This window comes from Methylophilus sp., from assembly GCF_052437885.1.
GTDB lineage: Bacteria > Pseudomonadota > Gammaproteobacteria > Burkholderiales > Methylophilaceae > Methylophilus.
In genome coordinates this window covers 135,326-148,465 of sequence record NZ_JBQVPB010000005.1, presented here as the reverse complement: position 1 = coordinate 148,465, position 13,140 = coordinate 135,326, and the positions used below count along the sequence as shown (strand labels likewise).

The following is a 13,140-nucleotide window of genomic DNA, read 5'->3' as shown; positions in this document are numbered from 1 at the left end:
TAACGCTTTTAGCTGAACTGCACATTCCTTCTATAAAACTTGGTCGCCGATTAGTCTATGACAAAGTTGACTTGGATATGTGGTTAGAGGAATATAAACAACGCGAGCGGAGGCTGGTTGGAAAGGCAGGACTATGGACCAACAAACCTCACGAGGAATCTACCGAAGAAATGATTCAAACTTCTGGTGGATTGATACAACGCTCCCTAACGGCAATCGACTACGTCAAAGCACTGGGACTGAGGACAAATTCGAAGCAGAAGCATTACTCTCCAAAATAAAATTGGATAGTTATCGCGAGCATCATTTTGGAATCAAGCCCCAAAGATCATGGCAAGAAGCTGTTGTTCGGTTTTTAGCTGTTAAAGGCACCCTACGCGATATCAAGGGCTATGTAGGTATTTGTCGGCGTTTAGATGAATACCTAGGCGACTTGATGCTTAACCAAGTTAATGGCGACATGATTTGGAATATCGTGCAGGGTGAATTGAAACGTGGCAATAAGGTTGCAACCCTTAACCGACACTTGGCAGTCACACGCGCAATTTTGCGTATGGCCAGAGATGAATGGCAGTGGATCGATACTGTACCAAAAATCCGTTTATTGTCTGGTGAAGTGGAACGCGATCGCTGGCTAACACGAGAAGAAGCAGAAGCACTACTCTCTGCCTCCCCTCCTCACTTAGCCGCCATGATTCGGTTTGCTTTAGCGACTGGATGCCGAGCTAGGGAGATAACAGGCCTTGAATGGAAACGTGTAGACCTTGATCGAGGTACTGCGTGGCTAGACAAGACCAAAAACGGAACGCCGAGAGGCGTACCACTGAATGCAGATGCAATCGAAGTATTGGAACAACTGCTGGGCGATCACGATCAATACGTGTTTACTTATCAGGGGCAACCAATTAAACGAGCGATTACCAATCATGCTTGGTATACCGCAGTAAAGAAAGCGGGATTATTCGATCTACGTTTTCATGACCTGCGGCACACTTGGGCATCTTGGCATCGTCAGGCGGGAACGACTTGCGACGAGTTGAAAGACTTAGGCGGCTGGAAGTCTCGAACGATGGTGGATCGCTATGCGAAGTTTGCAACTGAGCAGTTAACTGTTGCAGCTTCTAGGATTGAATCGAAACAACAATCCAATGTCGTGGATTTTGCGTCACGTTTACGTCACGCCACTAAATGACAAAAGCCTATGATTTCTCATAGGCCTTTGATTTATTTGGTAGGGTGTGCGGGGATCGAACCCACGACAAACGGATTAAAAGTCCGCTGCTCTACCAGCTGAGCTAACACCCCAATGTTTTCTTGTCTGCTGCGCTGTTTTGCGTCAAATTTGAAAGAACGCGATTATGGGGGATTTACGGGGATTGGTCAATGCTGTTTTTGCTTTTTTGTATAAAAAGTTTATTTTGACAGAATCCCGTTTTCGTGGATTTACATTCCCGGGAATTTACCGCCCATCATGCCACCCATGCCGCGCATCATCTTGGCCATGCCGCCTTTGCTGAACATTTTCATCATCTTTTGCGTTTCTTCAAACTGGTTCAGCAGGCGGTTGACGTCTTGCACCTGCACGCCGCTACCGGCTGCGATACGCTTTTTGCGTGTGGCTTTGATGAGTTCTGGCTTGCTGCGCTCATCTGGCGTCATGCTGTTGATAATACCTTCGATGCGGCGCAGTGATTTGTCTACGTCATCGGTATTGATTTTTTGCGCCATGCCGGCGATTTGCGAGGGCATCTTATCCATGAGTGAGGCCATGCCGCCCATTTTGCGCATTTGCAGCATTTGCGATTTGAAATCGTTGAGGTCGAACTTGGCGCCTGACTTGAGTTTGTCGGCGACTTTTTTCGCTTCGTCCAGATCGACTTTTTTATGCGCTTCTTCAATCAGGCTCAGCACGTCGCCCATGCCCAGGATACGCCCGGCCATACGGTCAGGGTGGAAAGGCTCTAGGCCATCTACTTTTTCACTGACACCGATAAACTTGATCGGCTGGCCGGTCACATGGCGCACGGACAAGGCGGCACCGCCACGTGAGTCGCCATCCAGCTTGGTGACGATGACGCCGGTGAGCGGCAGGGCTTCGCCAAAGGCTTTGGCGGTATTGACGGCATCCTGGCCTTGCATGGCGTCGACCACGAACAGGGTTTCGGTCGGTTTTAACAAGGCATGCAGGTCTTTGATCTCGGCCATCATGGCTTCATCGATCGCCAGGCGGCCTGCGGTATCGAAGATCACTACATCGTAGTAGCTCTTTTTCGCTTGCTCCATGACCTGGGCGGCGATCTCCAGCGGCTTTTGCTGGGGGTTGCTGTCGAAGCAATCGATATCCAGCTGTTTTGCCAGGGTCTGTAGCTGGGTGATCGCAGCCGGGCGGTAAACGTCGGCACTGGCCAGCAATACTTTTTTCTTTTGTTCTTTGAGCAGTTTGGCCAGTTTGCCGGAAGTGGTGGTTTTACCGGCACCCTGCAGACCTGCCATTAAAATGACCACTGGTGGTACGGCCGCCAGGTTGAGGCCGACATTGGCTTTGCCCATTAGCTCGGTGAGTTCGTCATTGACTACTTCTATCACGGCTTGCCCCGGGGTCAGGCTTTGCAGCACTTCGCGGCCATTGGCGCGCTCTTTGACACGGGCGATAAAGTCTTTCACCACCGGCAGCGCCACATCGGCTTCCAGCAGTGCCATGCGCACTTCACGCATGGCATCGGCAATGTTGTCTTCGGTTAAACGTGCTTGGCCGCGCAGGTTTTTAATCACGCCTTGCAGGCGGCCGGTCAGGTTTTCCAACATGGGTAAACTCTCTTTAAAACAGGTCTGGGATAAGGTAGGGATTTTACATCATGCTAGGCGAATACGCCGAGTTTTGCCATAATGTGGCGCATGATTCAACATCTTATTCCCTACCTGGTGGTGGCATTTATCTATACGGCAGTTGCGATGGATTACTGGCGTATCGCCAGGCAAAACAGGCCCGCCAGTGAAACGCAGGCGTCGTTTCAACTGCATAGCGCCATGGTGGCACTGGGCGTGATCCTGCATGGCTGGCTGTTATATAGAGATATGTTCGCTGTCGGCGGCTTCAACCTGGGGGTGTATTACGCGCTGTCTGCCATTTTGTGGCTCACGGTGCTGATTTACTGGATCGCCGACCTCAAGCATGCCTTGCACAGCTTGCAGGCGTTTGTGCTGCCGCCAGCGGCCTTGTTTGTGCTGATGCCCGCCTTTGCCATTAAAGATTATTACGTGAACACTGAAGGGCTGACGCTGTTCAGCCTGCATATCGTGATCGCTATCGTCGCTTATAGCCTGTTTACGTTTGCCGCGTTGCACGCCTGCCTGATGCGCATGGCTGAGCGCGCATTGCACCAGAAGAACAGCTGGCTGGCTTTGCCTGGTTTCCCGCCGCTGATGGTGATGGATGCCTTGTTATTCAGGGTATTGCATATAGGCTTTGTGTTACTCACCATCACCCTGGTGAGCGGCATGCTGTTCAGTGAGGAGATCTTCGATAAGCCTTTGCAGCTCAACCATAAAACCGTTTTTTCGATCGCTTCATGGTTTATCTACGCCTGGCTGCTGTTTGGGCGCTTTAAATATGGCTGGCGCGGCAAAACCGCCACGCGCTGGACGCTGATCGGCTTTGTGCTGTTGCTGCTGGCATATATAGGTAGCCGCTTTGTGCTGCATGTGGTGTTAAACCGCTAAAGGGTAACAGTGTTAAATAAAAAAGCAGCGATATCGCTGCTTTTTTACATGGTATACGCGAAAGAAGCTCGTCAGCCATCAATGCGCTAACGATATGCCTCTAAGAGAGTTCAATCACGCAGGCTGATAATAGGCCAGCCTTGTTCAGTGGCATAGCTAGTCAGGGTAGGGTCTGCATCTACCGCAACCGGGTCGGTGACCAGTTTCATCAGTGGCAGATCATTGTGTGAATCGCTGTAAAAATAGCTCACCTCAAAGTCTGCCAGGGTTTGCCCACGCGCGGCCAGCCACTCATTCAGGCGCGTCACTTTACCTTGCTGAAAACTGGGCGTACCGCTCACGCCGCCAGTGAATTCACCATTCACCACTTCAGGGTCGGTACCTATCAGGTGTTCAATGCCATAGGCAGTGGCGATAGGCTTGGTGACAAAACTGTTCGTAGCAGTAATCACCATGCACAGGTCACCATTGGCTTTGTGCTTATCCACCAGCGCCTGTGCTTTTTGCGTCATCATAGGGCGGATCACCTCAGCCAGGTATTTTTTGTGCAGCTCATCCAGAAAAGCTTTTGGGTGCTGCGACAATGGCTGTAACTGAAACGCCAGAAAGGCATAAATATCCAGGTTGCCATTTTTATAATCCAGGTAAAACTGCTCGTTGCGCGCTTTGTGCGTCTGCTCGTCGAGTAAGCCTTCACCTATCAAAAAAAGGCTCCAATTATAGTCACTATCCCCCGCCAGCAGGGTGTTGTCCAAATCAAATAACGCCAGGTTTTGCTTCATATCTTTTCTTAAATCACATGATTAAACAATCGTTTCATCCGGCACCGCTTCTGTCGTTGACGTCAGCACCAGAAACACGCCGACCAGAATCACAGCCAGCGCGATATATTCCATGACGTGGATCTGCTCAGCGGCGAATAAAACGCCGACCACAAATGCCACTATCGGATTGACAAAGGTATTACTGCTCGCCACCATGGGCCGCACATTGTGCAGCAACCAATGGTAAGCAGAAAACGCCACCATGGAACCGAGCACGATGAGGAAGGCAATCGCTGCCCAGGAGCGCCCCGTGATGTCTGTGGGCCACTGCTCACCAAAAGCGGCACTGAATAGCAGCGCGATCAAGCCACCACAGAGCATCTGGCTGGCGGCACCCATCAGGCCGGCAGGCATCGCCATATGCTTGCTCCACACCGAGCCCAGCGACCACGAGGCCGCAGCAAACATCAGTAAAAACGCACTCAGCCAGTCACCCTGCAAACTGCCACGGGTGTTTAACAACAGTATCCCGACTAGGCCTATGGCAATGCCCAGCCACTCGCGACGGCTGATCTTGTGCCCCCACAGGCTGGAGAAGATCGCCATCCAGATCGGTGCTGTAGCAATCGCCAGGGCCGCCACACTGGATGAGACATGCAGTTGCACGTGGGTGACCGTGCCATTGCCCAGCACCGGCAGCAACAGCCCGACCAGGGCTGCGCCGCGCCATTGCACCAGCGTAGGTGCTGCATGCCCCAGGCCGCGTAATATCACATACAGCAATGAGCCGGCGACGGTGAAGCGCACGCCCACCATGATAAAGGGCGGAAAACTCTCAATGGCGTATTTGATCGCGAGGTAGGTAGAACCCCAGATAAGGTAAGTGCATGTCAGTGCACTCACGATCAACAGCCACCGATGCTTAGCCGGCATTCAATACCCCTACCTTCAATTCATGCAAAATCATATGGAAAACCAGCGCATATGCGGCACACTGATCCGCATATGACGACTTAGCCTGAGGGTGATCCCGGGCCAGGCATAAATCACGGATTGCAGAAAAATCTGCCAGATCTGCCATGGTTAAAGTGTGTTTAACGCTTTGCCCGGATTGAATCTACTCTACCTGGGGGTTCAGTTTTTCTGCCTTGGCATAAAGCTTGTTAAGCGCATTCAGGTAAGCTTTGGCAGAGGCCACCACGATATCGGTATCTGCGCCCTGCCCGTTGACCACCCGGCCGCCTTTGGCCAGGCGTACCGTCACTTCACCCTGGGCATCGGTACCGCTGGTGATATTGTTGACTGAATAAAGCAACAACTCGGTCTCGCTGTTGACGACGTTCTCTATCGCCTTGAACGTCGCATCCACCGGGCCACCGCCAGTGGCTTCCGTGCGTTGCTCGGTGCCATCACGGTTCAGCGTCAGTACCGCATGCGGGATCTCGCCGGTTTGCGAGGCTACTTGCAGGTAAGTCAGTTTGAACAGTTCGGCGGTGTCCTGCACCACTTCATCATTGACCAGCGCGTGCAGATCCTCATCAAAGATCTCTGACTTTTTATCGGCCAGCTCTTTAAAGCGGGCAAAGGCGGCGTTCAGTGCGTCATCGCTTTCCAGCTCTATGCCCAGTTCTTTCAAACGGGTACGGAAAGCGTTACGGCCAGACAATTTGCCCAGAGTCAGTTTATTGGCACCCCAGCCCACATCTTCGGCACGCATGATCTCATATGTCTCGCGGTGCTTGAGCACGCCATCCTGGTGGATGCCAGACTCATGCGCGAACGCATTGGCACCGACGATCGCCTTGTTGGGTTGCACCGGGTAGCCGGTAATGGTGGAAACCAGCTTGGAAGACGGCACGATCTGCGTAGTATCTATACGCGTGCTCAGGTTGAAAATATCGCTGCGGGTCTTGATCGCCATCACGATCTCTTCCAGGCTGGCGTTGCCGGCACGCTCGCCCAGGCCATTGATAGTACACTCGACCTGGCGTGCGCCGTTCATCACCGCTGACAGCGAGTTCGCTACCGCCATGCCCAGGTCATTGTGGCAGTGGGTAGACCAGATGACCTTGTCGGCGCCTTTGACGCGCTTGATCAATTCGGCCATGCGTTCGCCCCACACCGAAGGAATACTGTAGCCTACTGTATCTGGCACATTGATGGTTTTGGCACCGGCTTCAATCACGGCTTCAAACACACGCACCAGGAAATCAATCTCGGAACGCACGGCATCTTCGGCAGAAAACTCGACATCCTTGGTGTATTCAAGCGCCCATTTCACTGCCTGCACTGCACGCTCGACCACCTGGTCTTCGGTCATGCGCAGCTTGTTGACCATATGGATCTTGCTGGTGGCGATAAAAGTGTGGATACGGCCTTTGGCCGCATGCCTGATCGCCTCGCCGGCACGGCGCACGTCGTTCTCACTGGCGCGAGCCAGTGAACATACGGTGGAAGTTTTAATCACTTTGGCGATTTCAGAGATGGCATCGAAATCACCTGGGCTGGCCGCAGCAAAGCCGGCCTCAATCACGTCTACGCCCAGCTTTTCCAGCTGGCGCGCGATGCGGATCTTTTCTTCTTTGGTCATCGCTGCACCCGGGCTTTGTTCGCCGTCACGCAACGTGGTATCGAAAATAATAATTTGTTCCATGAATGTATCCTAACCTGGTAGCCGGAATTTTACCTGCTTGCCCCACAATTGACTATAACAGTCCGGCGGGATTCGTGCGCCAATAAAAAACGCGCCAGGGTTGGCGCGTTTTTTATTGGCATGGTTTAAGTTTTATTTTGTGCCGCCATGCGGTCGCGCGTCCATAAGTAATAGCCAGACAAGGTATAAACGAACACCACGCTGAACAGCACTTCCGGCGGGCTGTACGAGATCAGCACGAATGCCAGCACCACCGCCAGGATAGCCACGAAAGGCACCGAGTGCCGCAGGTTGATATCCTTGCCGCTGTAGAATTTAAGGTCAGACACCATAGAGCCTGCAGCAAAAACCGTCAGGCACCAGGCGATCCACTTTACCTGCACGGCGCCGAAAAAGATCTCGCGGCCATCGATATTGTATTCGTAAGACACCCAGACAAAACCCGCCAGCAAAGCCGCAGCCGCCGGGCTGGGCAAGCCCTGGAAATAGCGTTTATCCTGAAACGGGTCATCGATCTTGGTATTGAATCTAGCCAGGCGCAGGGCGGCACAGGCACAATAAATAAAGGCCGCGATCCAGCCCAGCTTATTCATAGGTTGCAAGGCCCACACATAAACGATCAGCGCAGGCGCCACGCCAAATGACACCATATCCGCCAGGCTGTCATATTCGGCGCCGAATGCACTCTGGGTATTGGTCATGCGCGCTACACGGCCATCCAGCCCATCCAGCACCATGGCGATAAAGATCGCGATCGCAGACTGCTCAAAATGCTGGTTCATCGCCTGCACAATGGCATAAAAGCCACCAAACAGCGAGGCAGAGGTGAATAGGTTAGGCAGCAAATAAATGCCACGCTGACGCAAACTGGTATGTTCTTCACGTCGCGACAGTCTGGTTTGTGGTTCAGCCATAGGAGGGTTCAAGAATGCAGATATGTGCATTGTTGCGGGCAATCACAAAAAATGCAAGCGCATACAGGCAATATAACCGGCAATACAAAAGCCAGTACACAGGCACCGGGTGCATCATAGGGCGCATGATAGTGCTGTGATAAAATGCGCGTTTATTTCAGCTAGTTATCGCCATTTCATGCAGTTTTCACTACACAATACTGATGGCCTCGCCAGACGCGGCACCGTTCACCTCCCTCATGGCGAAGTACAAACGCCGGCGTTTATGCCAGTGGGCACCTACGGCACTGTCAAAGCCATGTCGCCACTGGAACTGAACGAGATCCAGGCGCATATCGTCCTCGGCAATACCTTTCACCTGTGGCTGCGCCCTGGGCTTGAAGTGGTGGCGGCACACCAGGGCCTGCATAAATTCATGGGCTGGGAAAAACCGATACTTACAGACTCGGGCGGCTTTCAGGTATGGAGCCTGGGAGATCTGCGCAAGATCAGCGAGGCTGGCGTCAAATTCAAATCACCTATCAATGGTGACAGCTGCTTTCTGACCCCGGAAGAGTCCATGCGCATACAGCGCGTACTCAATAGCGACATCGTCATGATCTTTGACGAATGCACGCCCTACCCCGCCACCCACCACGAAGCACGCCAGTCTATGGAGCTCAGCCTGCGCTGGGCGCAACGCAGCCGTGATGCATTCAATGTCTACCAAACGCAGACTATCCCGCAGGCCATGGCTTTAACAGGCGGCGAGGGTGAAGTGCAGCAACTGCTAGGGCAAGCCAGCAAAAACGAAGACCCGGCACAGGCAAGCCCGCAGAAAAACGCATTATTCGGCATCATCCAGGGTGGCATGTTTGAAGACCTGCGCGATGTCTCTCGCCAGGGCCTGGAAAAAATAGGCTTTGATGGTTATGCGATCGGCGGCTTGTCAGTCGGCGAACCTAAAGAAGACATGCTACGCATTCTGGCGCATACCGCACCGCAAATGCCAAAAGACAAACCGCGTTACCTGATGGGTGTAGGCACGCCAGAAGACCTGGTGGATGCTGTCAGCTACGGCATTGATATGTTTGATTGCGTCATGCCCACCAGAAATGCACGCAACGGCTGGCTGTTCACGCAATATGGCGACGTTAAAATCAAGAATGCCACCTATAAAACCGATACGCGCCCTCTGGATGACGAGTGCGCATGCTATACCTGTCGCAACTTCAGCCGCAGCTATCTGCACCATTTATACCGCATAGGCGAGATCCTGGGTGCGCGTTTAAACACTATTCATAATCTGCATTACTATCAGTTTCTGATGCAGGGCATGCGTGCGGCAATTGAAGAAAACAGGTTTGATGCATTCAAGGCAGAGTTTGCCAGCAAGCGCGCGGAGAAACGCTAGTCGCCTGTTCCAGAGCTGCATTCTCCAGGGCAGGCACACACGGCAACTGCCCGTTATTCCGGCCTGGGCCGGAATAACGTCTTTTTAACAGGCCGGGCTTTCGCATCATTCCACCTTTCCCAGACGCACAGCACCCCATGTCGCTGCCTCCCCGGATCAAGTCGCGCAAAACACACTACCAATTACAGCTGAACCCAGTTCAGCACCGCTGCCAAAAACAGCTGTTTTCACCAGCTTCACCGCGCCCAACTCACCCTCACGTTTATTCTTCTCCTGCCTGTGCTAAAATCGCGTGTTATTTCGTAGATAGATTCAGGAAGAATACATATGTTGATCAGCAATGCCTATGCAGCCTCTGCAACAACCAGCGATATCATGAGCTTTGTGCCCATGATAGTGATTTTTGTGCTGTTCTATTTCATGCTGATCCGTCCGCAAGTCAAACAGGCAAAACAACATAAAACCATGCTGGAAGCATTGAAAGCCGGCGATGAAGTGGCAACCACCGGTGGTATCGTCGGCAAGGTGACTAAAGTAGGTGACAGCTTTATCAGCATTGAGATCGCTGCCAGTACTGTGGTCAATGTGCAAAAACATACCGTACAAACTTTGTTGCCGCCTGGCACCATCAAGTCCATTTAATTACAAGTGACCTTTTTCCGGTCCTTTATCCCGTATAAGAGTTTTCTATGAACCGTTATCCATTATGGAAATACGTGCTGATCGGCACAGTCTTTGTCATTGGTCTGCTTTACACCATCCCCAACTTTTTTGGTGAATCGCCAGCGGTGCAGATCAGTCCGGCCAAAAGTTCTCTCAAGGTAGACGAGAGCCTGCTGCATAAAGTGGAAGACGCTTTAAAACTGGCTAACATCCCTTTTGATGGCCTGTTTCTGGACGCCAGTGGCGTGAAGGTGCGCCTGGCCAATACGGATACCCAGCTGCTGGCAAAAGACAAACTGGTGGCTACCCTGGGCAAAGACTACACCGTGGCACTCAACCTGGTGCCGCAAACACCAAACTGGCTGCAAAGCATAGGTGCCAAGCCTATGTATCTGGGCCTGGATCTGCGTGGTGGCGTGCACTTTCTGCTGCAGGTGGATATGAAAGCCGCGCTGGATAAGGCGGCCGAAAGTACTGTTGGCGATTTCCGTATGTCTTTGCGTAAAGAAAAAATCAACTACTACGGTATAGAACGCCAGGGCCAGGTAGTGGTGGTCAAGTTTGAGTCTGAAGCTGAAGCGACCAAGGCACGCAACCTGCTGGCAAAAGATTTCTCTGACCTGACCTACAAGGTCTCAGGCGGCGATAAAGAGTTTAGCCTGACCGCCAGCATGAGTGCCATGGCGCAAAAGCGTATTCAGGAATTTGCGCTCAAGCAAAACCTGCAAACCCTGCATAACCGCATCAACGAGCTGGGTGTGGCCGAGCCTATCGTGCAACAGCAAGGTGTAGACCGTATCGTCGTGCAATTGCCTGGCGTGCAGGATACCGCCAAAGCCAAGGAGATCCTGGGCCGCACGGCGACACTTGAGATCCGCATGGTGGATGAAGAAAAAGCCGATATGGCGACTTTGCAAAAAGCGCAAAGCGGCCAGGTACCGTTTGGTGATGAACTGTATTTTGACCGTGACGGACGCCCGGTACTGGTCAAGAAAAGTGTGGTGCTGACTGGTGACCGTATCACCGATGCCGGCCCTGGCGTGAATGGCCAGAACGGTTCTTCTGTGGTCAACGTGACCCTGGATGGCCGCGGCGCCGGTATTTTCAAAAACGTGACCCGCGAGAACGTCGGCAAACGCATGGCGATCCTGCTGATTGAAAAAGGCAGCACCGAAGTGATCACCGCCCCGGTGATCAATGAAGAGATCGGTGGCGGTCGTGTGCAGATCTCCGGCATGGCCAACGCGCAGGAAGCAACTGATATCTCATTGCTGCTGCGTGCAGGTGCGCTGGCAGCGCCTATGGAAATCATTGAAGAACGTACGGTCGGCCCTAGCATGGGTGAAGAAAACATCAAGCGCGGCGTGCACTCTACGCTGTGGGGTTTTGCCGCGATCGCGGTGATGATGATCCTCTATTACATGGTGTTCGGCGGTGTCTCGGTGATGGCTTTGGGTGTCAACTTGCTGTTGCTGGTGGCTATCCTTTCCATGCTGCAAGCGACTCTGACCCTGCCTGGCCTGGCGGCGATCGCGCTGGCGTTGGGTATGGCGATTGACGCCAACGTGCTGATCAACGAGCGTATCCGTGAAGAACTGCGTAACGGTAACACGCCGCAAGCCAGTATCCATGCCGGTTACGACCGCGCGTTCGATACCATACTCGACTCCAACGTCACCACACTGATCGCCGGCCTGGCGCTGTTTATGTTTGGTACTGGCCCGATCAAGGGCTTTGCCGTGGTGCATGTACTGGGCATTATGACTTCGATGTTCAGCGCTGTGCTGGTCTCTCGTGCCATCGTCAACCTGTTGTACGGCTACAGACGCAAGATAGAGCGTCTGCCTATCGGTTAACCGGCCAGGCACTAGCGATCGCTGTCACAACCTATTTGAGAACAGATTATGGAATTATTCAGAATTAAAAAAGATATCCCGTTTATGAGTTACGGGCGTCTGACCACCTCGATCTCGCTGATCACCTTTATATTGGCGGTGTTCTTCCTTATGCACAGAGGCCTGCATTACGGTGTGGACTTTACTGGCGGCACGGTGATGGAAGTGCACTACCCGGCCACGGCCGATATCAGCAAGATCCGTGAAGTCATAGACCAGACTGGTCTTAAAGATGTCACGGTGCAAAATTTTGGCTCCAGCCAGGACGTGCTGATCCGCCTGCCGGTGAAAAAAGAACTGTCGATCGCGCAACTGTCAGAAAAAATCTCCACCTCGCTGAAAAATGCAGATAGTGGCGCCGAGATACGCCGCGTGGAATCAGTGGGTTCGCAAGTGGGTGAAGAGCTTTACGAGAACGGAGCCCTGGCTTTGCTGCTGGTGTGTGCCGGCATCATGGGCTACCTGGCGCTGCGTTTCGAGTGGCGCTTTGCGGTGGCGGCGATCATCGCCAACATGCATGACGTCATCATCATTCTCGGTTTCTTTGCGTTTTTCCAGTGGGAGTTCAACCTGACGGTACTGGCGGCCATTCTGGCGGTGCTCGGTTATTCGGTGAATGAATCCGTGGTGGTGTTTGACCGTGTGCGCGAAAACTTCAAGAAAATGCGTAAAGCGTCTGCCGTGCAGGTGATAGACAACGCGATCACCCGCACCATGTCACGTACCATCATCACCCACCTGATGACCCAGACCATGGTCTGTTCCATGCTGTTTTTTGGTGGCGAGACCCTGCATAACTTTTCGCTGGCGCTGACCATTGGTATTTTATTCGGTATCTACTCCTCGGTATTGGTCGCCTGCCCGATCGCCATGTGGCTGGGTGTGAGCCGCGCCAACCTGATCGGTGACTCGGAAAAGAAATCGAAAGAAGACGAAGCGGCACTGGCACCTTAAGCACTCACAACTCACGGAAACTCGTCATAAGCGAGCGATTGAAGTGCAAGGCGCCCGGAAAGCAGAACCGCAATCTACAAGTAGTACATGATGATTTCGATTACCACGCAACACAGCAATTCGCCCGCGTAGCCACTTAGTACGCGTTTCCCTTGGATTTTTAGCCACTGGTGGTTACACTAGT

11 protein-coding genes and 1 tRNA gene are annotated in these 13,140 nt (G+C 52.7%); 6 read left to right on the top strand and 6 right to left on the bottom strand.

Annotation, left to right across the window (positions count from 1 at the left end; all coding sequences use genetic code 11):
* Positions 1-133 precede the first annotated feature (133 nt).
* Positions 134-1,192, top strand: coding sequence for a tyrosine-type recombinase/integrase (locus ACT6RZ_RS07245; RefSeq protein WP_444701456.1), 1,059 nt, complete (start codon positions 134-136; stop codon positions 1,190-1,192).
* Positions 1,193-1,229: 37 nt separating this feature from the next.
* Here the strand turns inward: ACT6RZ_RS07245 and ACT6RZ_RS07240 are convergent.
* Both ACT6RZ_RS07240 and ffh read right to left on the bottom strand, forming a co-directional pair.
* Positions 1,230-1,305: transfer RNA gene (locus tag ACT6RZ_RS07240), tRNA-Lys, on the bottom strand.
* Positions 1,306-1,443: 138 nt separating this feature from the next.
* Positions 1,444-2,805: a signal recognition particle protein gene (ffh, locus tag ACT6RZ_RS07235; RefSeq protein WP_442584579.1), complete on the bottom strand. Its 1,362-nt coding sequence runs from the start codon at positions 2,803-2,805 to the stop codon at positions 1,444-1,446.
* Positions 2,806-2,895: 90 nt separating this feature from the next.
* Between ffh and ACT6RZ_RS07230 the strand changes: the two genes are divergently transcribed.
* Positions 2,896-3,720, top strand: coding sequence for a cytochrome C assembly family protein (locus ACT6RZ_RS07230; protein ID WP_444701455.1), 825 nt, complete (start codon positions 2,896-2,898; stop codon positions 3,718-3,720).
* Between the two features lie 110 nt (positions 3,721-3,830).
* Here the strand turns inward: ACT6RZ_RS07230 and ACT6RZ_RS07225 are convergent, their stop codons facing one another.
* From ACT6RZ_RS07225 to pssA, 4 genes are all read right to left on the bottom strand, one after another.
* Positions 3,831-4,502, bottom strand: a complete 672-nt coding sequence (locus ACT6RZ_RS07225; RefSeq protein ID WP_444701454.1) for an HAD family hydrolase — start codon at positions 4,500-4,502, stop codon at positions 3,831-3,833.
* A 21-nt stretch (positions 4,503-4,523) separates the two neighbouring features.
* On the bottom strand, positions 4,524-5,417 hold the full coding sequence (gene yedA / locus ACT6RZ_RS07220) for a drug/metabolite exporter YedA (protein WP_444701453.1): 894 nt from the start codon (positions 5,415-5,417) through the stop codon (positions 4,524-4,526).
* 184 nt (positions 5,418-5,601) lie between these two features.
* A complete protein-coding gene (locus tag ACT6RZ_RS07215) occupies positions 5,602-7,137 on the bottom strand; it encodes a 2-isopropylmalate synthase (RefSeq protein ID WP_444701452.1) in 1,536 nt (511 codons plus the stop codon).
* A gap of 125 nt (positions 7,138-7,262) precedes the next feature.
* Positions 7,263-8,051 carry a CDP-diacylglycerol--serine O-phosphatidyltransferase gene (gene pssA, locus ACT6RZ_RS07210; protein ID WP_379056852.1) on the bottom strand — a complete coding sequence of 263 codons (789 nt, stop codon included), beginning with the start codon at positions 8,049-8,051 and terminating at the stop codon, positions 7,263-7,265.
* Between the two features lie 178 nt (positions 8,052-8,229).
* On the opposite strand from pssA, the gene ACT6RZ_RS07205 reads away from it, so the two are divergent.
* The 4 genes from ACT6RZ_RS07205 to secF all read left to right on the top strand — a co-directional run bounded on the left by ACT6RZ_RS07205 (position 8,230) and on the right by secF (position 12,956).
* Entirely contained in the window at positions 8,230-9,444 is a 1,215-nt protein-coding gene (locus ACT6RZ_RS07205; protein WP_444701451.1) for a tRNA guanosine(34) transglycosylase Tgt, read from the top strand.
* 327 nt (positions 9,445-9,771) lie between these two features.
* Complete coding sequence (yajC, locus tag ACT6RZ_RS07200) at positions 9,772-10,086, top strand: preprotein translocase subunit YajC (RefSeq protein WP_444701450.1); 315 nt, start codon at positions 9,772-9,774, stop codon at positions 10,084-10,086.
* 47 nt (positions 10,087-10,133) lie between these two features.
* Complete coding sequence (secD, locus tag ACT6RZ_RS07195) at positions 10,134-11,963, top strand: protein translocase subunit SecD (protein WP_444701449.1); 1,830 nt, start codon at positions 10,134-10,136, stop codon at positions 11,961-11,963.
* Between the two features lie 48 nt (positions 11,964-12,011).
* Positions 12,012-12,956, top strand: a complete 945-nt coding sequence (gene secF, locus ACT6RZ_RS07190; RefSeq protein ID WP_444701448.1) for a protein translocase subunit SecF — start codon at positions 12,012-12,014, stop codon at positions 12,954-12,956.
* Positions 12,957-13,140: the final 184 nt, after the last annotated feature.

Bases quoted from the DNA above. Each gene is read 5' to 3' on its own strand.
- ACT6RZ_RS07225 (WP_444701454.1), bottom strand. From the start codon at position 4,502: ATGAAGCAAAACCTGGCGTTATTTGATTTGGACAACACCCTGCTGGCG.
- ffh (WP_442584579.1), bottom strand. From the start codon at position 2,805: ATGTTGGAAAACCTGACCGGCCGCCTGCAAGGCGTGATTAAAAACCTG.
- yajC (WP_444701450.1), top strand. From the start codon at position 9,772: ATGTTGATCAGCAATGCCTATGCAGCCTCTGCAACAACCAGCGATATC.
- pssA (WP_379056852.1), bottom strand. From the start codon at position 8,051: ATGGCTGAACCACAAACCAGACTGTCGCGACGTGAAGAACATACCAGT.
- ACT6RZ_RS07245 (WP_444701456.1), top strand. From the start codon at position 134: ATGGACCAACAAACCTCACGAGGAATCTACCGAAGAAATGATTCAAAC.
- secF (WP_444701448.1), top strand. From the start codon at position 12,012: ATGGAATTATTCAGAATTAAAAAAGATATCCCGTTTATGAGTTACGGG.
- secD (WP_444701449.1), top strand. From the start codon at position 10,134: ATGAACCGTTATCCATTATGGAAATACGTGCTGATCGGCACAGTCTTT.
- ACT6RZ_RS07205 (WP_444701451.1), top strand. From the start codon at position 8,230: ATGCAGTTTTCACTACACAATACTGATGGCCTCGCCAGACGCGGCACC.
- ACT6RZ_RS07215 (WP_444701452.1), bottom strand. From the start codon at position 7,137: ATGGAACAAATTATTATTTTCGATACCACGTTGCGTGACGGCGAACAA.
- yedA (WP_444701453.1), bottom strand. From the start codon at position 5,417: ATGCCGGCTAAGCATCGGTGGCTGTTGATCGTGAGTGCACTGACATGC.
- ACT6RZ_RS07230 (WP_444701455.1), top strand. From the start codon at position 2,896: ATGATTCAACATCTTATTCCCTACCTGGTGGTGGCATTTATCTATACG.